Source organism: Flavobacterium nitrogenifigens (genome assembly GCF_003254565.1).
In the GTDB taxonomy this organism is placed as follows: Bacteria; Bacteroidota; Bacteroidia; order Flavobacteriales; family Flavobacteriaceae; genus Flavobacterium; species Flavobacterium nitrogenifigens.
Window position 1 is genome coordinate 110255 of sequence record NZ_QJRI01000172.1, and the last position, 20602, is coordinate 130856.

The 20602-nt window shown below is 33.3% G+C and carries 22 protein-coding genes and 1 tRNA gene; 14 read left to right on the forward strand and 9 right to left on the reverse strand.

Going from position 1 to position 20602, the window contains the following annotated elements; all coding sequences use genetic code 11:
- Nucleotides 1-45 precede the first annotated feature (45 nt).
- Entirely contained in the window at nucleotides 46-1626 is a 1581-nt protein-coding gene (locus DM397_RS09710) for a tetratricopeptide repeat protein (protein ID WP_111377339.1), read from the reverse strand.
- A gap of 439 nt (nucleotides 1627-2065) precedes the next feature.
- On the opposite strand from DM397_RS09710, the gene DM397_RS09715 reads away from it, so the two are divergent.
- The 7 genes from DM397_RS09715 to DM397_RS09745 all read left to right on the forward strand — a co-directional run bounded on the left by DM397_RS09715 (nucleotide 2066) and on the right by DM397_RS09745 (nucleotide 8858).
- Nucleotides 2066-3292 (forward strand): DcaP family trimeric outer membrane transporter, encoded by a 1227-nt coding sequence (locus DM397_RS09715; RefSeq protein ID WP_239457831.1) that lies wholly within the window; start codon nucleotides 2066-2068, stop codon nucleotides 3290-3292.
- Nucleotides 3293-3328: 36 nt separating this feature from the next.
- Nucleotides 3329-4777, forward strand: a complete 1449-nt coding sequence (locus tag DM397_RS09720) for an aspartate ammonia-lyase (protein WP_111377340.1) — start codon at nucleotides 3329-3331, stop codon at nucleotides 4775-4777.
- A gap of 24 nt (nucleotides 4778-4801) precedes the next feature.
- Entirely contained in the window at nucleotides 4802-5869 is a 1068-nt protein-coding gene (locus DM397_RS09725) for a type II asparaginase (protein WP_111377341.1), read from the forward strand.
- A 140-nt stretch (nucleotides 5870-6009) separates the two neighbouring features.
- Nucleotides 6010-6489 (forward strand): YybH family protein, encoded by a 480-nt coding sequence (locus DM397_RS09730; protein WP_111377342.1) that lies wholly within the window; start codon nucleotides 6010-6012, stop codon nucleotides 6487-6489.
- A 16-nt stretch (nucleotides 6490-6505) separates the two neighbouring features.
- Nucleotides 6506-6985 (forward strand): hypothetical protein, encoded by a 480-nt coding sequence (locus DM397_RS09735; RefSeq protein WP_111377343.1) that lies wholly within the window; start codon nucleotides 6506-6508, stop codon nucleotides 6983-6985.
- A 73-nt stretch (nucleotides 6986-7058) separates the two neighbouring features.
- Complete coding sequence (locus DM397_RS09740; protein WP_239457832.1) at nucleotides 7059-8138, forward strand: hypothetical protein; 1080 nt, start codon at nucleotides 7059-7061, stop codon at nucleotides 8136-8138.
- Nucleotides 8139-8651: 513 nt separating this feature from the next.
- Nucleotides 8652-8858 (forward strand): hypothetical protein, encoded by a 207-nt coding sequence (locus DM397_RS09745; protein ID WP_111377344.1) that lies wholly within the window; start codon nucleotides 8652-8654, stop codon nucleotides 8856-8858.
- A 314-nt stretch (nucleotides 8859-9172) separates the two neighbouring features.
- Here DM397_RS09745 and DM397_RS09750 read toward each other — a convergent pair whose 3' ends face one another.
- Entirely contained in the window at nucleotides 9173-10270 is a 1098-nt protein-coding gene (locus DM397_RS09750; RefSeq protein WP_111377345.1) for an exopolyphosphatase, read from the reverse strand.
- 398 nt (nucleotides 10271-10668) lie between these two features.
- Between DM397_RS09750 and DM397_RS09755 the strand changes: the two genes are divergently transcribed.
- Complete coding sequence (locus DM397_RS09755) at nucleotides 10669-11472, forward strand: helix-turn-helix domain-containing protein (protein WP_111377346.1); 804 nt, start codon at nucleotides 10669-10671, stop codon at nucleotides 11470-11472.
- Between the two features lie 22 nt (nucleotides 11473-11494).
- Nucleotides 11495-12292: an SDR family NAD(P)-dependent oxidoreductase gene (locus DM397_RS09760; RefSeq protein ID WP_111377347.1), complete on the forward strand. Its 798-nt coding sequence runs from the start codon at nucleotides 11495-11497 to the stop codon at nucleotides 12290-12292.
- A gap of 126 nt (nucleotides 12293-12418) precedes the next feature.
- On the opposite strand, the gene DM397_RS09765 is transcribed toward DM397_RS09760, so the two are convergent.
- Nucleotides 12419-12961: a DUF3575 domain-containing protein gene (locus DM397_RS09765; protein ID WP_111377348.1), complete on the reverse strand. Its 543-nt coding sequence runs from the start codon at nucleotides 12959-12961 to the stop codon at nucleotides 12419-12421.
- A gap of 170 nt (nucleotides 12962-13131) precedes the next feature.
- Nucleotides 13132-13686 (reverse strand): porin family protein, encoded by a 555-nt coding sequence (locus DM397_RS09770; protein ID WP_111377349.1) that lies wholly within the window; start codon nucleotides 13684-13686, stop codon nucleotides 13132-13134.
- Between the two features lie 347 nt (nucleotides 13687-14033).
- Here DM397_RS09770 and DM397_RS09775 point away from each other — a divergent pair, with 347 nt between their 5' ends.
- A complete protein-coding gene (locus tag DM397_RS09775; protein ID WP_111377350.1) occupies nucleotides 14034-15179 on the forward strand; it encodes a helix-turn-helix domain-containing protein in 1146 nt (381 codons plus the stop codon).
- An 87-nt stretch (nucleotides 15180-15266) separates the two neighbouring features.
- Nucleotides 15267-15827 carry a GNAT family N-acetyltransferase gene (locus DM397_RS09780; protein ID WP_111377351.1) on the forward strand — a complete coding sequence of 187 codons (561 nt, stop codon included), beginning with the start codon at nucleotides 15267-15269 and terminating at the stop codon, nucleotides 15825-15827.
- Here the strand turns inward: DM397_RS09780 and DM397_RS09785 are convergent.
- Complete coding sequence (locus tag DM397_RS09785; protein ID WP_111377352.1) at nucleotides 15792-16556, reverse strand: ThuA domain-containing protein; 765 nt, start codon at nucleotides 16554-16556, stop codon at nucleotides 15792-15794. The two genes, DM397_RS09780 and DM397_RS09785, sit on opposite strands and share 36 nt — an antisense overlap.
- Nucleotides 16557-16768: 212 nt before the next feature.
- On the opposite strand from DM397_RS09785, the gene DM397_RS09790 reads away from it, so the two are divergent.
- The 3 genes from DM397_RS09790 to DM397_RS09800 all read left to right on the forward strand — a co-directional run bounded on the left by DM397_RS09790 (nucleotide 16769) and on the right by DM397_RS09800 (nucleotide 18748).
- Nucleotides 16769-17539: a helix-turn-helix domain-containing protein gene (locus tag DM397_RS09790; protein WP_111377353.1), complete on the forward strand. Its 771-nt coding sequence runs from the start codon at nucleotides 16769-16771 to the stop codon at nucleotides 17537-17539.
- A gap of 80 nt (nucleotides 17540-17619) precedes the next feature.
- The gene (locus DM397_RS09795; RefSeq protein WP_111377354.1) at nucleotides 17620-18246 is read left to right on the forward strand and encodes an NAD(P)-dependent oxidoreductase; all 627 of its coding nucleotides are present in this window, start codon (nucleotides 17620-17622) and stop codon (nucleotides 18244-18246) included.
- 1 nt (nucleotide 18247) lies between these two features.
- Nucleotides 18248-18748, forward strand: a complete 501-nt coding sequence (locus DM397_RS09800; RefSeq protein WP_111377355.1) for an anthrone oxygenase family protein — start codon at nucleotides 18248-18250, stop codon at nucleotides 18746-18748.
- Between the two features lie 181 nt (nucleotides 18749-18929).
- On the opposite strand, the gene DM397_RS09805 is transcribed toward DM397_RS09800, so the two are convergent.
- From DM397_RS09805 to DM397_RS09820, 4 genes are all read right to left on the reverse strand, one after another.
- Entirely contained in the window at nucleotides 18930-19256 is a 327-nt protein-coding gene (locus DM397_RS09805) for a hypothetical protein (protein ID WP_111377356.1), read from the reverse strand.
- A gap of 39 nt (nucleotides 19257-19295) precedes the next feature.
- On the reverse strand, nucleotides 19296-19616 hold the full coding sequence (locus tag DM397_RS09810; protein ID WP_111377357.1) for a hypothetical protein: 321 nt from the start codon (nucleotides 19614-19616) through the stop codon (nucleotides 19296-19298).
- 12 nt (nucleotides 19617-19628) lie between these two features.
- The gene (locus DM397_RS09815) at nucleotides 19629-20264 is read right to left on the reverse strand and encodes a hypothetical protein (protein ID WP_111377358.1); all 636 of its coding nucleotides are present in this window, start codon (nucleotides 20262-20264) and stop codon (nucleotides 19629-19631) included.
- Between the two features lie 257 nt (nucleotides 20265-20521).
- Nucleotides 20522-20594: transfer RNA gene (locus DM397_RS09820), tRNA-Met, on the reverse strand.
- Between the last annotated feature and the right edge of the window lie 8 nt (nucleotides 20595-20602).

The window sequence follows — 20602 nt, forward strand, 5'->3', positions numbered from 1 at the left end:
TTATTTATAAGGTTTTGCGTAGTTTTTTATTAAATCTATTGTGGATTAAAAGTCATTTTTTAGTCCAATTCTTTTCAAGCTGTTTATGATTCTAAAAACGATTTCATCAGAAAACATGAAACTAGAAAGGGTTTCTTTCAATTCTGTTGCTGTTTGAGGTTGTAGTTCCAGAAGGTTGTTTAAGTGTGTTTTGGCTTTCGCGTCTTCACTTAGTAGGGATAAAGACACAGCTTTAAGCAAAGAATCCCAAATGGTCTCGTTAAAATCCATTTTTTCTGCCCAATATAAAGACTTTTGATATTCTTTTTTATGGATATAGTAATAACAATATCCAACATTAATCCACCACGGATGTGCGGGATTTATGTGGGTCGCATTTTCTAATAAATTAAAACCTTTTTCAAAATAACCTGCAAAAATCAATACGCAGCCTATCCCCGAAGCAATACCAGAAGAATTAGGATTTATTTTGAGGCATTGTTCTGCTGCTGCTAGGCAGTTATCCTGATCTTTTTTAAAGCAGTTTATAATGGCCAAGGCGTACCAAGCCTGCTGGCAATTTGGATCGATATTTAAAGCTTTTGAGATGCAATGACTGCTTTTTTCGATTGTTTTTTTACAGTTGTCTAATCCTAAGGCAATAGAGGCCAACTGCATTTCGCCCAGCATTGCCCAAACAATTGCATAGTTTGGGGCCAATTCTACAGCTTCAGTTAAGTTAGACAAGGCGGTAGCATAATTTTCGATAGAATACGAACAATGGTATTCATGATAACTGCAGATTGCCTTTAAAACGACTGAATTGTTTGCTATTTTTGATGGTGCAGTCTTTATCATTTCTTTAAAAATAATACCATAATAACCACCCATAGAAGCTACAATATCCTTTACAATTTCATTTTGAATTCTAATGCCATCATCTAAAGTGGCAGGTGTAAACAATTTGGTCAATATAAACTTTCCTGAGGATGAGTCTATCAAATTGACTCTGATTTGCAGTTTGTTACTGATAATTTGAATATGTCCTGTGATAATAAAGTCTGCTCCGATTAAATTTGCGGCTTCTAGAATATTTTCATTAATTTTTGCTATAACATCAGAAGAAAAATGACCTATTACAGAGATATCCTGAAAACGTGAAAGTTCTGCACTGATTTCTTCAGAAAGAATCTGCGAAAAGGCTTCTAAATCTGGACGGTGGGCAATTGTTTTAAAAGGAAAAACGGTAATTACAGGACTGGTTTTGTTGGTGCTGACGGGGAGATCAGGAGATCTCATTTTATTATTATGAACAAATTCTGGAACGTAACCGCCTTTTGGGACGTGAATAATAACCGAATTGTCTTTTCCGTCAGAAGAATAATATTCAGTAAGCAATTTCCTTAACCGTCCTGCATGAATACGAACCATGGCGTCATCATGAGGATTAAAATGAGAAGGCCTGCTTAAAGCATTTACAGCGATAGAATATTCTTTTATAAACTGCTGCCTTTCATCTATGGTTTCCGTGACAATATAGCGCAGAAAATTACTTAAAAGCGTTGAGTTCTTGAAAGAATAAAACTTTAAAACATTCTCCAGTTCATTATAGATTTTATCCGAGGGGATTTTTTTTGTAGACTCCATAATAAATTATTTGAAAATTATTAATGTCGAAAAAAAGTCACTGGGGCGTATAAAATGTTAAAGGACAAATACTTATGAAGATATAAATTTATGAAAATTTTTAACATGTTAGTATTATTAATCTGATATTTTTAACCGTTAAATGTAACGGTTAATAACCCTATTTGTGCTGTTGTATTAGTTATATTTGTTTGGTAATCAGGTATAAACTGTGTTTTGTTTCTTTTTTTAACAAAAAAAGACTGTAATATAAGTGTTGAAATTTTTGCATTCCCATTGTTAGAAGCTTTTAGGATCAGATAAAAGTTTTTAAGGTGAATAAAAATTCGTACTGAGAAAAATCGATTTTTTTTTAAAATAAAATGACTTTTATTTTAAAACCAGGACTGCAAAAATCAGATTAAAAGTTGTATCCCATAACAAACAAACTATAATCATTATGAAAAAAAGGTTTTTGCAAATGACAGCTATGAGGCATAGTGTCCTCATAATTTGTTTCTTCATTTCCACTTTTGTTCAGGCTCAAGATGAAGGGAATAAAAGCATGGAAATCTACGGATTTATTATGACCGATATTGGTTATAATTTTAATCAGATACAATCAGATTGGTACGATGTGGTGAGACCTACAAAACTTCCCGCTTTTAAAGACCAATACGGGCCAGATGGCAGTTACTACGCTTCTGTTCGTCAAACTAGATTAGGGTTTAAAAATTATTTTGATACAGGAATTGGCGAATTAAAAACTCATTTTGAATTCGAATTGTTCGGTACAGGTGTCGATGCAGGACAAACTACTTTTCGTCTTCGCCATGCCTATGCTGAATTAGGAAAATTTGGAGCTGGTCAAACTTGGAGCCCTTTTATGGATATTGGCGTATTCCCGAATTCGCTAGAATATTGGGGGCCAACCGGAATGGTGTTTTTTAGAAATATTCAAATTCGCTATATGCCAATTCAAGGCGATACCCGTTTAACCATTGCATTAGAAAGACCTGGAGCAAGTGCCGATCAGGGAGATTATGCAAATCGTGTGGAACTGCAAGGAGTAAAGGCAAGATTTCCGTTGCCAGATCTTACGGCTGAGTACCATCATGCTACCAAATGGGGCTATGTTGAGTTAGCTGGTATAGTTCGAAAAATTGAATGGAAAGATCAGAATAATGATCAGTATGATTTGTCTGGAGATGCGGTAGGCTGGGGACTTAATTTAAGTACTAATATCAATTTTAGTAAAAATGATGTTTTTAGAGGCCAGGTTGTATATGGAGAAGGAATTCAAAACTACATGAATGATGCTCCCGTAGACATCGGCATCGAAAACAATTTTGGCAATCCGGTAACTCCTGTAAAAGGTGTTGCGCTTCCTCTAGTGGGTGTTGTTGCTTTCTTAGATCATAACTGGAGTGATAAATTTAGTACTGCAATTGGATATTCTATGATTGACATCGATAACTCAGATGGACAAACAGATGAAGCTTTTAAAAAGGGACAGTACGTGTTGGGAAATCTTTTATACACTCCCGTGAAAAATTGTATGGTAGGTGTGGAATTTCAGTGGGGTAACCGCGAAAATTTCAATGACGGTTGGAGTACTTCAATAAATAAAATACAGTTTTCTTTTAGATATAATTTTTCGCAATCATTTTATAAAAGAAATCAGTAAAAGCCTTTAGTTTTTTAATTAATAAAAAAAGAAAATATGTGTAAAACTGTACAATACCTGCTATTGTTCGGACTGTCGTTAGGCAGTCTTAATGCTCAGACCCGAACAGAAAAAGATCTTCTAGGAGAAAAACAAATCCCAGCAAATGCTTATTACGGTGTGCAGACCGCACGTGCGTTAGAAAATTTTCAGATAAGTAGCTTGACTACGCAATCTTATCCTGACTATGTAAAAGCTTTTGCAATGGTCAAACTAGCTGCGGCACGTGCCAATGCTGATGTTGGCCGACTTAAAAAAGATAGGCTGGCTGCCATAGAAAAAGCTTGTCAGGCAGTAATTGATGGTAAATATCACGATCAATTTTTGGTTGATTTGTACCAAGGAGGTGCTGGTACTTCTGCAAATATGAATGTGAACGAAGTTTTGGCCAATATTGCACTGGAACTGAGCGGACATAAAAAAGGAGAATATCAATACATTGAACCTCACGATGATCTTAATATGGGGCAATCAACCAACGATGTGTACCCAACAGCTATAAAAGTGGCATTACTGCTTCATAATGACAAACTGCTTCAAGAAGCCGATCTTTTGGCTAAAGCTTTCCATAAAAAAGGTGATGAATTTAAAGATGTTTTAAAAATGGGAAGAACCGAAGGACAGGATGCTGTACCAATGACGGTAGGTCAGGAATTTCATGCTTTCGGAAATCAGCTTGATGCAGAGATTAGTGCTTTGAAAAAATCTGAAGTTTATCTATGCGAACAAAATATGGGAGCTACAGCGATAGGCACAGGAATTACAGCTTCTCCTGGTTATGCAGAAAAAGTAGCAGCACATCTGGCAAAAATTACAGGAAAACCAATAGTAATGAGCAAAGATCTTATTGCGGCTACAACCAGTCAGCAAGGATTTGTCATGTATTCTTCTACGCTTAAAAGTATGGCAGTTGCGCTGGCAAAAATAAGCAGCGATTTGATCATTTTAGCTTCTGGGCCACGTACAGGTTTTTTTGAAATCAATTTGCCTGCGCTTCAGCCAGGATCTTCAATTATGCCAGGAAAAGTAAATCCGGTTATGCCAGAATTGATGAACCAACTGTGTTTTAAAGTAATGGGGAATGATCTTACGGTAACAATTGCGGCACAATCTGGTTTATTGCAGTTAAATGCTTTTGAACCTGTTCAGGCCATTGCCATGATGGAATCGCAAGGATTGTTTTTTAAAGCAATGCCATTGTTTAGAAAAAACTGTATCGATGGCATTACGGTAAACAAAGACGTTTTGGCGCATTATATGGATAGAAGTGTTGGTGTTGTAACGGCTCTGAATCCTGTTTTGGGTTACGAAAAAACAACCGAACTAGCCAAAGAAGCATTGGCAACCAATAAAGGTATTCTGGAACTTATACGCGAAAAGAAATTGCTGACAGAAGATCAAATTAAAAAACTGCTTGATCCAGCAACTTTAACAGGCCAAAAATAACCTCAACCTTAAACATTAAAAAACATGAAATTAAATATCAACTTTTACAAAAAAATAATTTTACTGCTGATATTGTCATTAAACATCAGCATGTTCGGACAGGCTAAACCTAAGGTTTTAATCTTGGCAACAGGAGGAACAATTGCAGGTTCTGCTAAAACTGGAGTACAGTCGGGATATACTTCGGGTCAGGTTACCATTGATGCAATGGTAAATGCAATTCCAGATGCTTTAAAAGTGGCCGACATAAAAGGCGAGCAAATTGCGAATGTTGGATCTCAGGATATGTCTTTTGAAATTATGCTGAAAGTAGCCAATCGAATTAATGAATTAGCCAATAGTAATGATGTAGACGGTTTCGTAATTACGCACGGAACTGATACGATGGAAGAAACGGCCTTTTTTTTAAATCTAACTACAAAAACAGATAAACCAGTAGTGCTAGTAGGTTCAATGCGTCCATCAACAGCAATTAGTGCAGACGGACCTTTAAATCTTTATAATGCTATTGCAGTAGCAGGCGATCCTAAAGCAAAAGGGCGCGGAGTGCTTTTGGTAATGAATGACTGGATTCATTCGGCGCAATCATTAACAAAAGTAAGTACAACGGCCGTTCAAACTTTTATGTCTCCGCTTCGTGGACTTATCGGTATTACTTCTTACGGAACAAACGATTTCTTTAATTATCCAAGTCAAAAATTTGGAAAAAACTCAGAATTTGATGTGAAAGGCGTTAGCACTTTTCCTCGCGTAGATATTATTTATGCAGATGCAGATATGAAACCAGATTTAATTGATGCTTCAATAGAACGCGGCGCCAAAGGAATTGTAATTGCTGGAGTAGGAAACGGAAACATGAACAAAGCTTCTTTAGACGCTTGTGCAAGAGCGAGCAAAAAAGGAATTATCGTAGTTCGAAGCACGCGCGTTGCAACTGGACTTGTAAGTCGTAATGTAGAATGCAATGATGATGAACTAGGACTTATTGCTTCATACGCTTTGAATCCGCAAAAATCAAGAATCTTATTATCAGTAGCATTGCTGAAACAGAGAAGTTTAGCAGAATTGCAAAAGATATTCGAAGAGTATTAATCTTGTTGTTTAAGCAAATCTAAATTTATGATCCTAATACTATTATTGATGCTGATAAAATCATTGCTAAAGTCAACAGCCACTTTTTGGCCTGCTAGTAAAAGGGAATAATGTAATATCAACTTGAAAATTAAATATATATGAAAAGTAAAATAATTACAAGAGGGGTTCTTGCAGGATTCTGTGCTTTATTGATTTCTTGCAATACAAAAAAGGACGAAAATACTGTAATTGACTTAAAGGAAGTTAAGAAGCAAATTCAGGCAAAAGAAAATGAATATGCCGCAACATACAATGCTGGTCAGCTAAAAGAGATAGGGTATTATGCAGACGATGCGATAACTTTTTATCAGAACAGGCCACCAATTATTGGTAAAGAGGCGAGATATGAATTTTTGAAATCAGATTTAACTGATAACACCAATACGATATCATTTGAAACCAAAGAAGTTTTTGTTTCTCATGATGGAAATATGGTTGTAGAAGTAGGATATTATAAAGTAACAGATTCTACCAAAACACCAATTAATACTGGAAACTATATGAGCTTTTTCGAAAAAAGAGATGGCAAATATGTATGCGTAAGAGACATGAGTGCTTCTGATGGATTGGTAGAGTAATTTATAAATAAAGATTATGAAAAAGATACTATTTGTACTGTTATTGGCTTTTGGATTGAATGCCACTGCTCAAAGTTCTGTAGATGAGATAAAATTAATCCAAGATCTTTACGGAAAGTCTAAGGCAGATGTAGTTAAAGAATATTTGGGTTTAACAGATGTGCAGGCTACAGCATTTCAGCCGATTTATGACAATTACGAAGCGGAACGCAAAGCTTTGAGTCAGCAGAAGATTCAAATTCTTGAAGATTATGCAAAGAATTATGCCACACTGAGCGATGCTAAAGCGACAGAATTAACATCGGCAAATCTAAAATACAATCAAGAAGCTGAGAAACTCCTAGCCAAAACGCATTCTAAACTGGTAAAAGCCATTGGCGGAATTAATGCCGCAAAATTTGTACAGCTTGAGCAATATTTGCAAGTAACCATACGATCTGAAATTCAGAACGCGATTCCTTTTATTGGCGAATTGGATAAAACCAAAATGCATTAGACAATTTCTGGGTACAGAGTAGAAAGTATAAAAAGATTTTCTACTCCACTTATTAATATTTTATACTCTTACTATGATAAAGAAACTTACAAAATATTTGACAGTTGCATTAATCATGTCAGCCCAGTTGATTTTTTGCCAATCTGAAAATGATGGTCCAGAACTTGGGCTTCCTGGCGATAATCTTGATTTGTATGCCGTTATGTCTCTGTTTCAGAAATCAAAAACCATTGAGGAATTTGAAAAAAATCTGAATCTGGAGAAAACAGGAATCAATAATCTGGATTTGGATTTGGATAAAAAAGTAGACTTTATAAAAGTAGTCACAAAGAAAAATGGAAATTCGTTTACTTTTATTCTTCAAGTTGCTGTAAACAAGAAAGAAAACCAAGACGTTGCTGTTATTTTGGTCGATAAAGATAAAAACGGAAAGGTAAAAATGCAGATTGTGGGCGATGAACTGCTGTACGGAAAGGATTATGTTATTGAACCAGTAAGTAAATCCTCACCAGCAAAAACAGCAAATCCTGCCTATGCAGGAGACGACCCTGTGCAAAGTTCGCCAGCCGTAACAGCGGTTGTGGTAGAAACGGTGCCAATTGTACAATATGTATATTCACCAGCTTATGTACCGTATTATCCACCTTATTATTACGGATTTTATCCGCCTTATTTTGCCGCTTTTACCGTAATGGCAGTCGGCATTTATCGTCATAACCATTACTACCATCATCATGGTTATCATGGCGGGCATTATCATGGCGGACATAACAATGTATATATTAATAACAGAAACAGTTTTAATAATTACAATAATAATAGATCAAGATCTACTACCGTACGAGACAATTCTACCAATAACAGATACAATACCAATCGAGGTAATTCGCGCCCTTCAGCAAGCACGCGCCCATCTGCAGGAAACTCCAATCGTGCAGGAAATACCAGTGCATCTGGAAGAACAAGACAAAGTGCATCGCCAAGTGCGGGGACTTCAAATCTTAATAGAGGAAGTTCTTCAAACTCTAATTTTAATAGAGGAGGAAGTTCTTCATCAAGACCAAGTGCTGGGCAAATGGGAGGCGGTTCTCGTGGTGGAGGTGGCTTTAGTGGAGGCGGAGGCTTCGGCGGAGGTGGCGGAAGAAGAAGATAAACGGCGTTTTTTATAATGTTTCATCAAAAAAAATGCGTAAATCCTTTTGGGTTTACGCATTTTTGGTGTTTAATATTATGTTTTAAATATTTCATAGGAATAGAATCAGATTTGTATGCTCCAGCGGAACAAAATATTTGTAGAAAATCCAAATCCCATGATCAAAAAGCTCCAGAGGAGCGACATTAAATTATGTTCATTCCGTAGGAATGTCTCGTCGGTAGAAATGAAATTTGAATTCCGAATACACGTTCCGTAGGAACGTTTTGTAGGTAGAATTTAAATATGAACCGTGATTATACGTTCCGTAGGAACGTTTGATTAATCGGACATGTTTTTTATTTGCCTAAAATCAGGTGTCCCTACAGGACACAATGCAAAACGAAATTATTTTTTTTCTACCGATGAGATATTCCTAGCGGAATATTAACAATTGTTATCGTATAAGATAACCAATTATTGAGAGTGTATTTCTGATGCTTGGATTGTTGAAAATGATTTAAAATTGAAAGAATGGAAACGGCAGAAATAGAGAAAATAAGTTATCTAAAAAAACAATCAGCTCAATATTTAAATATTTTAAAATCGGCTGATAAAGGTTACCATACAGAAATCAATGTTTTAGAACAAGCCCTTCAATTATTTTCAATTGATGAAATGGAGCTTTTAGATATTATTAATGAAATGCAGATTAAAGAATCTTATGTTGAGATTAAATAAAAACTAAAGAAATCTGGAGCAATTCATTCCTTAGGAATGTTTCGTTGGTAGAAATAAAATTGGAATCACAATTAAACGTTCCGTAGGAACGTCTTGTAGGTAGAATTTAAATATAAAGCATGATTATACGTTCCTTAGGAACGTTTGATTGGTTAAATGTTTCGCAAATCAGGTGTCCCTACAGGACACAATGCAAAACGAAATTATTTTTTTCTACCGACCAGATATTCCTAGCGGAATATAAAATACTGTTATAATTAGATGTAAAAAAGCCCCAGATTTCTCTGAGGCTTTATAATATTGAAAAATACTTTTTAGAAATTAGTATTTATTTTTTTCGAACGATCTGCAATGTAAGAGATTAACCAGATTACCTGTCCTTCTTTTGCAAAATAAACTTTCTTTGAAGCTAGATCTGGAATACTTTCAAGACAAGTTACAAGAATATTGTTTGCCGAAATCAGATATTTTTGATCGTAAGTACTTAAAACTCTTGCCGCTTCTTTGTTAGTTTTTGCAAGGTTGGTAAACTTGCCAAAGTTGTTTTTAAGAATAGCATCATAATCAATAACATCCTGAAGAGTTAAAGCAACGTAATGATCTTTATTAACGGTTTCATCATAAAAAAGAGTTGAAAACGCCCAAACAGCACCACCAGATAAGTATAGTTTATTCTTTTTTGCTAAAGGTGGATTTGCATCAAATAGCTCTTTAGTCTTTTTGCGCAGAATTACGTTATAATCAAAAGATTTTTCCTGATATGTAGACATATCGTTTACCTGGCTTTTGTTTACCACCGTTTTTTCTACAGCATCAGTAAGAGTCATTGTTCCGAAACTAAGTTCTAAAGGAACAAACTCTAATTTGCCGTCTTTAAGTTCGTCGATATAACCTCCCTTTGTAGTTTGAGCACCAATGTCAAGAAGAAAAGCATTAGCAAAATCTACAGGCGGTATTGCACCTTTTACAAGTGTTTTTGCTTCTTCATTAACTTCTAGAATTTCTAATTGTTTACCAGTTAAAATAGCAATTTTGTTTTTTAGAACATCAATGTTGCGAGCAGATGCAAATACTGGAGCTGCTACAATGAAGATGTTTTCTTCAAGAATTTTATTTTCAGCTTTTATTTTTTGCAATTGGTTTGTAACCGTTACGCTGGTTTTTGTGATGTCTTCTGGAGTAAGCTCACCTTTAGAGTCAATATGGTCAGCAAAAGGAATTCTCTCAGTCCAGAAAGAAAGGATTTTATAATCGGCTTTTCTGATGTTACTAACATCAATAACCGAAACTTTTATGGCTCGACGGCCAATTTCAATTCCAGCATAAACACTTTTTTGAGAAAATGCAGTGACAGAAAAAAATAATGTTAAAAGAGTAAAAAATAAAAATTTGGGGTTGTGTTTTTTAAGCATTGTGTTGAATTGTAGTTATAATATAATTTGTTTTTAAGAGTTGTAAAGTTGTTTTTGGTGGTATTTATGTGAAAATCACAATTTTAGAATGAAAACAAATGATTTCATTATGGAATTGCGAATTTAATAAAACATTTAGTAATATAAAATCAGTTATTAAGAAAACGTGATATTAAATTATTGTAAAGAAATAACGGGTTTTATTTCGATAAAGTATATTTATTAAAAAAAGCTCCAGAAAAATCTGGAGCTTTTCTGTTTAGTAGCTGGATGCATTTGAAAGCTAAATAGTTTACTAAGAACTGTTTTTTTAGAGATAATAAATGAATTTGGACGTTTGAACAAACTTGCGGATTAAAATATTTGGGAAATTTGTATCAGATAAAAATGAAGGGAAAATGGAATCAAAAAAAGATCAAATTCTTTCAGAGCCAAAGCTCATGCAAAACTTCTATTCGGGAGAGAACGTTGAAAACGAAGCCTTTGTGTCCGATCACATCTTTAGCTATATCATTAGTGGCAGACATGATGTTTGGATAGGATATAAGAAATATACGTTTACTGTTGGTGATTACCGCTTCTTTAGAAGGAATCAATTAACAAAATCAATTAAGCATACAGAATCTGACGGATTTAAATCTATAGCGGTTCATTTTGACCAAAATACGCTTAAAGAAATTTCAAAAGAATTTGGATTTAAATCAGAAAGGTTTCATGGTGAAGGGGTGAAGATTATTGAGGCAAATAACATGCTGAAAAAATCTGTCGCTCTATTAAATGAATATGCCCAAAGAAAAGATGTTGATCATGAAATTTTGAGGATTAGAATTAAAGAACTGGTTTTAATACTTGCAGATATCGATCCTGAAATTAAGCAAATGCTGTTTGAATTTAACGAGCCTGGAAAATTGGATTTGGAAGGGTTTATGAATGGTCATTATAGATACAATGTTCCGTTAGAAAAATTTGCTTTCCTTACTGGGCGCAGTTTGTCAGGTTTCAAAAGGGATTTTGCGAAATTGTTTAAGATTACTCCAAGCAGATGGCTGACTAAAAAACGGCTTTCTGAAGCAAAATATTTAATAGAAAATTGCAAGCAGCGTCCAAGCGACATCTACTTAGAAATCGGCTTTGCTAATATGTCTCATTTCTCTTACGCCTATAAAAAAGAATTTGGGATTTCGCCTTTGCAAAAGAAATAAGAACAACTAATTTACAGATAAAATGGATTTAAAATTAAAAGGAAAAAGAGTACTTGTAACGGGTTCAAGTTCGGGACTTGGAGAATCAATAGTTAAAATGTTGGCAAATGAAGGAGCGACCGTTATAGTTCATGGTAGAAATAAAGATCGTGCCAATGTTGTGTGTCAGGAAATTATTAACAATGGGGGAAGTGCAGAAATCGCTTTAGGAGATCTTAACACCGATAACGGAGCTGATGAGGTTGCTTCTGCAGCGCTAAAAAATGGTCAAATTGATATTTTAATTAATAACGCGGGCGCAACATCGCATAAATCTTGGGGTGAAGCAACAGCGGCTGATTGGGCTGATATTTATAACAACAATGTGGTTTCATATGTAAGAATGATTCAGCGTATAGTGCCACAAATGAAAACATTAGGTTGGGGGCGAGTTATTCATATTGGTGGAGGCCTAGGCATACAGCCTATTAAGGAACAGCCACATTATAATGCGACCCTTGCAGCAAGACATAACCTTTCGATCTCACTTGCGAGATCATTGAAAGAAACCGGAATAACTTCAAATGTTGTATCTCCTGGAGCAATTATAAACTCTATGGTCGAAGATTGGCTTGTAAATGCTGCGCCTAAGTTTAATTGGGGGACAGATTTAAATGAAATAAAATCTAAAGCTGTTCAGCAGCTAATTCCAAATGATACGGGACGTTTTGGAGAACCTGAGGAAATCGCTGGAGCAGTTGCATATCTCTGTAGTACTTATGCCAATTACATTAGCGGAGCTACTATTAGGGTAGATGGCGGTACAATTAAATGTATGTAGAATAATATATTTCTGGAATTTTCTAGTAAAATCTTCACCATTAGTGCGATTGAATTTATTCAAGCAAAAAGGCTTCAGATTTCTCTGAAGCTTTTTTCACTAACTGGAAGTATTCAAACATTAATTCTAAAACCTATATCCAGCACTCAATCCAAATTTTGCTACAATATTATGGTCTGTTTTATTCGCATTAAACAATAAAAACCCGTAGCCAACATTTGCTTCAAAAATAAATCCGCTTTTACTGGCCCATTTCCATCCTCCACCTGCTCCAAGAGCAAAATCGATAACATCGGGATTTTCAGTATAGGTTGAATGGTCTTCTGATGTGTACACTTTTTTGCCATCAATAGAAGTCAGCATTCCAAATCCTTCAGCAAAAAAACCAGATGCATATTTTTTACCAAAATATCTTCTGTAATAGGGAGAGATAGAATAATTCATGTCATTGCTTGTATCATTCGTTAATACATGAAAGTAATAAATACCTAACGACGATCTTTTGTTTAAATGCCTTTCATAGCTTACATTTAGAGTTTTGTCTAAAGCGGCAATTGCATTTATGGTAATATCATTTTTTTTCTCAAAAGAATTTGACTCGATTTCGTTTTGAGCATTAGCAGAAAAAAAGGTAAAAAGAATGATAAGTAATAAATAGTTTTTTTTCATAAAAATTGATTTGAATTATTTGAAGCCAAAATTGACATAAGAAAAATTATAAAAGGTTTCAAAAGCTTAAAACTGTATAAATCGGTACTTATTTGCGTAGCTCTTTTGGATAAAAGAAACAAAAAAACACCACTTATTTTAGAGTGGTGTTTTTTTAAATTATTATTGGTTTAGAAAAAGAAATAACCAACAGATACTTGAAATACTCCGTTTTTATTTTTAATTGAAGAATTATCTACATTATTAATGTTAGTTAATCCCAGATTATATCTTACACCAAAATTAAGCCCGTTTTCAAGTTTGTATCCTAAGCCAAAATTAACACCAAAATCAAAAGTATTAAACGAATCTTTTATATCTGTTTTTTCATTTTTAGCAGAAAGCAAAAAGCCTATTTGCGGTCCAGCTTCAAGACTCAATCCTTTTGTTACATAGTATTTTCCCATTAAGGGAATGTTCAAATAATTCATAGCAATTATATCATTATTGAAACTATATCCCTGACGAGAATACATTATTTCGGGTTGAAAAGAGAACTTTTCAGACAATGGAATTTCTGACATAACACCAATATTATATGATGTTACAAAATCAGCATTTTCGGTATTATCTTCACTGATAGTTGCAAAGTTTAAACCCGCTTTAGCTCCAAATTTAATTTCTTGGGCATTTACATTCACAAATCCTAAAACTGTAAAAACAGCTAACAATAAAATTTTTTTCATAAAATAGTGTTTTGAATTATTTGATACCAAAATTCAAAAAAGCAAAATTAGCAGAGGTCTCAAAAGCTTAAAAGTGGATAAATTGGTACTTATTTCCAGCTGTTTCTTAACTTTTTCTTAGGAACATGAAACGTTGAAATAAACCAATTCTATTAAAGATTTTACAGAATAATCGAATGATAATTTGTAATTCAGATCTTATTAATTGTCATTTTGTTTAGTTTTAATTGTAATTCCTTTAACAGTAAATAAAATCAATTAAGTATAGTTTCGTGATGGAAAATTATAGGTAATTACCTAAAAAAAAAAACAGAAACAGCATCCTAACTAAATAACCACTATATAGATTGATCTTTACTATTTTTTTTAACACGGCAATTTTTCAAGGAATAGTTCTTGGAGCAATTATTCTAAAATCACCACTATTTAAGAGTAATGCCAATAGATATCTGGCTTATGCAATATTTGCGCTTTCGGTGCTTATTGCCAATCTCGTTTTCGAAATAATTGATCTTTACAGCAGTATGCCTTTCCTGCGTTTTCTGGATAATGTAGAATGGGCATTTCTTTTTCCGGTTCTCATTTTTATGTTTGTTATACATCAGGTAAACCATCCAATTAGAAATACGAAAAAGATCCGCTGGTTGTATGCTCCGTTTGTATATTCAGCCATTACAAATGTTTTTTATGACTGTGATGCTGTCGCACATATTTTTACAATTCCGCACTTTCTTAAAAGTTTTCTAGAAACTTTAGGAAGTTTTGATTTTTATCTTGTTCTGTTATTTATGCCTTTTATGGCTGTTTATACTTTCGGTTTTATTAAATTTTCAAAAGATAAGCAGGAAAAAAAATGGATCACTTTTCTATGGTTTTTGGTTTATGCATTAATGCTTTCCTGGATGGTGGTTATTTTGACAGGGCTGCTTTTTGAATATGATCTTTCTTATGTTATGCAGATTTTGGCGTTGTTTGCTACATTTTTAATTCATTGCACGGCATATTATGGTGTGTTCAGATACAGGTTGGCTGACAATAAAACTGAAATCGAAGAATTGCTAAATAATAAGACTTTGTTAGACGATGAAATATTTGTTGAAGAAGTACCTATTAAAAGAGGAAATGACGCAAATGGCTTAGAAATCTTTACAAAAGAAAACCCTTATTTTAAGAGATTGGAAATACTTTGCGAAGAGCATCAAATTTATAAAGACAGCAATTTAAACCGAGAAAAAGTAGCAGAAGAGCTGGGAATAAGTGCGGGATATGTTTCACAACTCGTCAATGTGATTACGGGAGATAACTTTGCCAATTACATAAATAACTATAGGGTTGAAGCCGTGAAAGAAATGATTCTCGATTCGGATTATGAAAACTACAGCCTGCTGGCAATAGGATTAGAATCTGGATTCACTTCGAAGACTACTTTTCACAATGCTTTTAAAAAATCGACAGGTATGACACCAAACAGCTTTCGGAATACCAATAAATAAAATTGAATTTAGTTACATGTTTGAAAATAAATGAGTTATTTTTAGCCTTGATCGCGAAAACTGATAATCAGAAACAGAAAAAAAATCATGAAAAAAGAATTTCCAACCATAAAAACCGAAAGACTTTTGCTGCGACAATTTGCGGATAATGATCTTGAAAATGTTTTCAAAGGGCTTTCGCATCCAGAAGTTATTCAATATTATGGAGTGAGTTTTCAAACATTGGAAGCAACAAAAGAACAAATGATTTTCTTTGCTGACCTTGAAAAAAACGATACAGGAATTTGGTTTGCTATTTGCTCTGCTGACAATAAAACATTCTATGGAGCGGCGGGATTAAATAATTTAAGTAAAGAACATAAAAAAGCAGAAATTGGTTTTTGGTTAATTCCAGATTTTTGGGGACATGGAATTATCAAAGAAGCAATACCGCTAATTTGTAATTATGGCTTTGATAATTTAGAACTTAACAGAATTGAAGCATTTGTTGAGACAGAAAATAAGAATTGTAAAAACGTAATGGCTAAACTTGATTTTCAGTATGAAGGAACTATGAAAGAATGTGAAGTTAAAAATGGCAAGTTTATAAGTCTTGATATTTATGCTATCTTTTTATCTGCCAATAGCATAAGTAATTCCTCCAAGTAAATGCTGCACAAAAAGAGGATCATTGTAACTTTCAGGGCTGTGTCCTAAAGCAGTGTAAAATGCTCTGCCGCCATCATACTCGTGATACCATGCCAGGGGATGATTATCGCCATGTTTACCTCCTTTACACGAAGATTCGTCAATCTTTATAAGCACATTTACGTTTGAGTTTAAATATTTAAAATTGTACCATTCGTCTTTTCGTTCCCAGATTGCAGGAAGATGTTTTGTAGATGGATGTTCATGATTTACAATTATAAGTTTAGCATTCTGCGGTTCAGGATGATCCTCGAAGATTCCGCCGATCATTTGGGTGTACCAAGACCAATCTGGTTCGCAGTTTGTGGCCGAATGAATGCCGACAAAACCATTTCCGTTTTGTATAAATTTTTGTAAAGCCAATTTTTGATTTTCGCCTAAAACATGGCCAGAGGCGCTTAAAAATATAACAGCTCGATATTGCTTTAAGTTTTTTGAATTAATTGCCAGAGAATCTTCAGTAGCATCTACAATAAAATGATTTTCCTGTCCCAGTTTTTTTATTGCTGCAATTCCGGCAGGAATGCTTTCGTGTCTGAAGCCATTAGTTTTAGAGAAAATCAGTACTTTTTTGGTTTTATAAGAAGTGTTCTGTTCTGTATTTTTTATATGGAAAGAAACCAAGAAATAGCTGGTTAGTACAATGAAACTGAATAAAAATAATTTTTTTATTGAAAACTGGTGGTTCATTTTAGAAAAATTTATTTTGGGAAGATAGAGAAAAAATAATTCTGTCGAGTGTGTTTTTTAGGTTATTGCAAAATAGCTAGTTCTGAATAATAGATACAGTTTGCTATTGGTATTGCTTCTGTTGACAGTTGAAGATTTTCGTAAATGTCTCGAAATTTGAGTTTTGGAAAATTTTCAGATATTTGATATATAAAATCGGTAATCACAATAATATGAACTATCAAAATATTGTTCCCGAAGACTCTATTTCACTTTTTGTGAAAAACATATGGGTGTTTGAAAATGAAGATAAAAATATGCATACAACATTGCCTTTTTTTGCAGATGGGTGTCCAGGTTTGATGTTTCAGCAAACCGATCACGGATTGATCGTAAAGCCTCATGATAAAAAGATGCCAGGAGTTTTTCTCTACGGACAAACCATTCTGCCAATTGAACTTGAGATTTCGGGCGCATTTCTTATTATCGTTTTTCAGTTGTATCCCTATGTTTTGAAGACATTTTTTGATATACAACCTCAGAGCATAAATGATAATTGTTATTACTTTGATGATACTGAAGAAGATATAAGGTGGCTTAAAAAACAATTGGAATCGAATGAAAGCGCAAAAGATAAAATTGAAATTATATCAAAATTGCTTTTACGGTATTTTGAAAAGAAAAAAGAAAACCTTGATTTTGAAATACGGCAAGGCATAGAATACATCTTTCAAACAAAAGGTCAAGAAAGCATCCGTTCGATCGCCAGTAAATTAAAGTTCAATATTCGCACCTTTGAGAGAAGATTCCTGACTGAAACAGGTCTTACTCCTAAACAGTTTGCTAAGATTATTCAATTTCAAGCCTCCTTGGATCAATTGACTGTTAAAGATTATGAAAAACATACCGACATTGTATATGAAAATGGGTTCTCAGATCAATCTCATTTTATAAGAGTTTTTAAAGCTTTTACTGGTAAAACTCCAAAATTATTTGAGAAATAATAATCACTGTCGCTTTTATTCTATTTTAGAACATTTATCTATTGCAATTTTGTACCACTAATCTTAAAAATTGATACAAAATGAAAGTAATAATCTTTGGAGCCACAGGTACAGTTGGCATTGAAATCGTAAAACAAGCATTAAAAAATGGTGATGAAGTAACAGCTTTTGTTCGTGATCCCCAAAAACTACAAACCATTTCTCATCCTAACCTTCATATTCATGTAGGTGATGTTTTGAGTTTGAATGATGTTGAAAATGCGTTGCAGAATCAAGAAGCAGTTTTTTGTGCCTTAGGCGATGGTAGAAAAGGCAAAATACGCGCAGAAGGAACAAAAAAAATTATTGAGGCGATGAGGAAAAAAGGATCAAAGAGGCTGATTTGCCAAACGACGCTCGGCTTGGGCGAAAGCTATGGAAATCTTAATTTTATCTGGAAACATGTTATGTTCGGGATGTTGCTAAAAAAAGCATTTCAAGACCATAAATTGCAAGAAAAATATATTTTAGACAGTAATTTGGATTATACAATTGTTAGGCCAAGTGCTTTTACCGATGACCAAATTACCAATACGTATCGCATAGGTTTTGACGGAAGTTATAAAAAGCTCAATCTAAAAATTGCTCGTAAGGAAGTTGCAGATTTTATGATTCGTCAGCTAGATACCAATGAATATTTAAAAAGAACAGTTAGTATTTCCAATTAAAATGAAAGCATCAAATATTTTACTAATTATTACGGCAATAATAACGGCATTAATGGCTGGGCTTTTCTTTTCATATTCGATTTCGGTGAGTTTGGGATTGGGAAAACTAAACGATAAGGAATTTCTAAATGCCATGCAGAACATCAATCGAGAGATTCAAAATATACCATTTTTCATTTGTTTTTTTGGAACGTTGATTATGCTCCCAATTACCAGTTTTCTGCACTACAAAAAGCAATCGTTTCTGTTACTCATTATAGCTACTCTATTTTATTCACTTGGTGTGTTTGTGGTAACTGTGTTTGTAAACATTCCTCTTAATAATAAGCTGGATTTGTTAGATCTTGCAAGTTCCTCAAACGCAAGTGCAAGACAAATGAGAAATATATTCGAAGACCGTTGGAACTTTTGGAATAACATAAGATCGCTATCTTCCTTATGCAGCGTGTTTTTCGTTATTTTAGCCTGTGTTTATAATGGGGATAAACTAAAAAGTAATTGATGCTAAATATAGAATAAATTGGTATAAAGAAAAAAACACCACTTGTAGAAGTGGTGTTTTTCTTTAGTAGCCCCAACGGGACAATTTTCGAACCATTTTTCAGATGATTTAAAGAAAATTAATTTTATTAGATATTGATGCTTTTCTAGAAACTTTTCTAACTATCAATTAAGATTATTCGCTATGCATCATGTTTTCTATATTCTAAAAGTTTTTCGACTACTTGTATTTCAGAAAATCCTTTATTTTTCATATTTAAATCAAACTCAATTAAGTTCTGAATATGTTCAATTGGAAATAGCTGGATATATTTAATGCCGTCTTTTTCAAAAAACATCTCATCTTCTGTCTCCTCAACTTCAAAAATTTGAATATCGGCTGCCATGTTTAAATTCTCCTTCATATATACTAATAATGCTTCAGATTCAGTATTTAATCCTAACTCAGTAATTAACTTTTTCAGTTTTCTAGGATTAAATAATGAGTCTATTAAATCAATTAATTTCATATGTAAGTATTTTTTTAATTTGAATATTGTAAGAAGTTTTTATGCATCTTGAATTGCATAATTAAATAGTTTCTGAGCTAGTAAATTATCATTCATAGAAAAATCATTGTTTAATTCTTCAATGGCGTCAAGAAAAAAATAAAAGTCAAAGAGATTAAAATACTTTAAACCATTAAATGTGTATTCAATTTTGCCTTCAGTATCTTCTATTTCGAAGAAAGCCAATTCTTTATTTAAGACAAAAGGCTTAGTCATATATATATCTATAGCTTCTGAATTAGTATTTAATGATCTTGACAAACAAAAGGCTTCATATTTTCCGTTTGATCTGAAATATTTAATTAATTCTAAAAGATTCATAAAGTATTAGTTTTAGTAATTATTAAGGTAATAATTCAAATCATTATCTTGTAAAGCAATTTTAAAAGGATCATGAGTGATTAGATAAATATTTTTTTGCGTATCTATTCCAATAAAATCACCATCTTCTAAATCTTTTAAATGATAATAAATTTTCCCATTTAATTCAATTTTATAAATATCGGAAGTGTTTAATAAGCTGATTTCTTCATGATTGAACAAGAATAGGATATTTTTAAAATCGTCATTTTCTACAAAGATTTTATAAGCTGAATGAATTTTGATTTTATTTACATCAGGATTAAAATTTAATATTTCAGAAACTGAATATCCTAAGATTAGACCATAACCAATTTCAACTTCAAGATGTTTATATTGACAGGATGTTTTATCGTAAACCTGAATTCCTCTGAGGGTAAAAGGTTGCTCTTTTTTTATTTCAAATTTATTAAGTAATACTACATTTAATTTAAAACTGATAAAATCAGGAATGTCCTTGTCAAATCTTACAGATTCAATTATTCCCTCAGAAATTTGTTTTTCAAAATTACGATATTCATTTCCAAGTAATGTGAATATGTTTTTGAACAATTCTTTTTCCCATCCAAAGAGCTGGACTCTCTTTTTTCTTTTGAAGAAATTAAACATATTACAAGTTTTATAAAGTGCTAATATAATTTATTCTGTAAAGATTTTTTATAAATAAAGTTAGACTTTAATTTCTAGATATGTTGAAAAATAAATTAATCGCTGATTATAGAGATACTAAAAAAAGGTTCGAATCCCATCAAGTTAACTTAAAAAGATTTACGAATCATTCTGTTCATGTAAGATAAAACTTTGTTATTGTCGAAAAAAGGTATAAAAAAAGACCTATCTTTAAGAAAGATAGGTCTTTTACCTTGTAGCGGGAACAGGACTCGAACCTGTGACCTTCGGGTTATGAGCCCGACGAGCTGCCTACTGCTCTATCCCGCGATGTTTCG

What these genes read in the sequence shown, in the direction of transcription:
- DM397_RS09710 (WP_111377339.1), bottom strand. Translation starts at nt 1,626, where the DNA reads ATGGAGTCTACAAAAAAAATCCCCTCGGATAAAATCTATAATGAACTG.
- DM397_RS09715 (WP_239457831.1), top strand. Translation starts at nt 2,066, where the DNA reads ATGAAAAAAAGGTTTTTGCAAATGACAGCTATGAGGCATAGTGTCCTC.
- DM397_RS09720 (WP_111377340.1), top strand. Translation starts at nt 3,329, where the DNA reads ATGTGTAAAACTGTACAATACCTGCTATTGTTCGGACTGTCGTTAGGC.
- DM397_RS09725 (WP_111377341.1), top strand. Translation starts at nt 4,802, where the DNA reads ATGAAATTAAATATCAACTTTTACAAAAAAATAATTTTACTGCTGATA.
- DM397_RS09730 (WP_111377342.1), top strand. Translation starts at nt 6,010, where the DNA reads ATGAAAAGTAAAATAATTACAAGAGGGGTTCTTGCAGGATTCTGTGCT.
- DM397_RS09735 (WP_111377343.1), top strand. Translation starts at nt 6,506, where the DNA reads ATGAAAAAGATACTATTTGTACTGTTATTGGCTTTTGGATTGAATGCC.
- DM397_RS09740 (WP_239457832.1), top strand. Translation starts at nt 7,059, where the DNA reads ATGATAAAGAAACTTACAAAATATTTGACAGTTGCATTAATCATGTCA.
- DM397_RS09745 (WP_111377344.1), top strand. Translation starts at nt 8,652, where the DNA reads ATGGAAACGGCAGAAATAGAGAAAATAAGTTATCTAAAAAAACAATCA.
- DM397_RS09750 (WP_111377345.1), bottom strand. Translation starts at nt 10,270, where the DNA reads ATGCTTAAAAAACACAACCCCAAATTTTTATTTTTTACTCTTTTAACA.
- DM397_RS09755 (WP_111377346.1), top strand. Translation starts at nt 10,669, where the DNA reads ATGGAATCAAAAAAAGATCAAATTCTTTCAGAGCCAAAGCTCATGCAA.
- DM397_RS09760 (WP_111377347.1), top strand. Translation starts at nt 11,495, where the DNA reads ATGGATTTAAAATTAAAAGGAAAAAGAGTACTTGTAACGGGTTCAAGT.
- DM397_RS09765 (WP_111377348.1), bottom strand. Translation starts at nt 12,961, where the DNA reads ATGAAAAAAAACTATTTATTACTTATCATTCTTTTTACCTTTTTTTCT.
- DM397_RS09770 (WP_111377349.1), bottom strand. Translation starts at nt 13,686, where the DNA reads ATGAAAAAAATTTTATTGTTAGCTGTTTTTACAGTTTTAGGATTTGTG.
- DM397_RS09780 (WP_111377351.1), top strand. Translation starts at nt 15,267, where the DNA reads ATGAAAAAAGAATTTCCAACCATAAAAACCGAAAGACTTTTGCTGCGA.
- DM397_RS09785 (WP_111377352.1), bottom strand. Translation starts at nt 16,556, where the DNA reads ATGAACCACCAGTTTTCAATAAAAAAATTATTTTTATTCAGTTTCATT.
- DM397_RS09790 (WP_111377353.1), top strand. Translation starts at nt 16,769, where the DNA reads ATGAACTATCAAAATATTGTTCCCGAAGACTCTATTTCACTTTTTGTG.
- DM397_RS09795 (WP_111377354.1), top strand. Translation starts at nt 17,620, where the DNA reads ATGAAAGTAATAATCTTTGGAGCCACAGGTACAGTTGGCATTGAAATC.
- DM397_RS09800 (WP_111377355.1), top strand. Translation starts at nt 18,248, where the DNA reads ATGAAAGCATCAAATATTTTACTAATTATTACGGCAATAATAACGGCA.
- DM397_RS09805 (WP_111377356.1), bottom strand. Translation starts at nt 19,256, where the DNA reads ATGAAATTAATTGATTTAATAGACTCATTATTTAATCCTAGAAAACTG.
- DM397_RS09810 (WP_111377357.1), bottom strand. Translation starts at nt 19,616, where the DNA reads ATGAATCTTTTAGAATTAATTAAATATTTCAGATCAAACGGAAAATAT.
- DM397_RS09815 (WP_111377358.1), bottom strand. Translation starts at nt 20,264, where the DNA reads ATGTTTAATTTCTTCAAAAGAAAAAAGAGAGTCCAGCTCTTTGGATGG.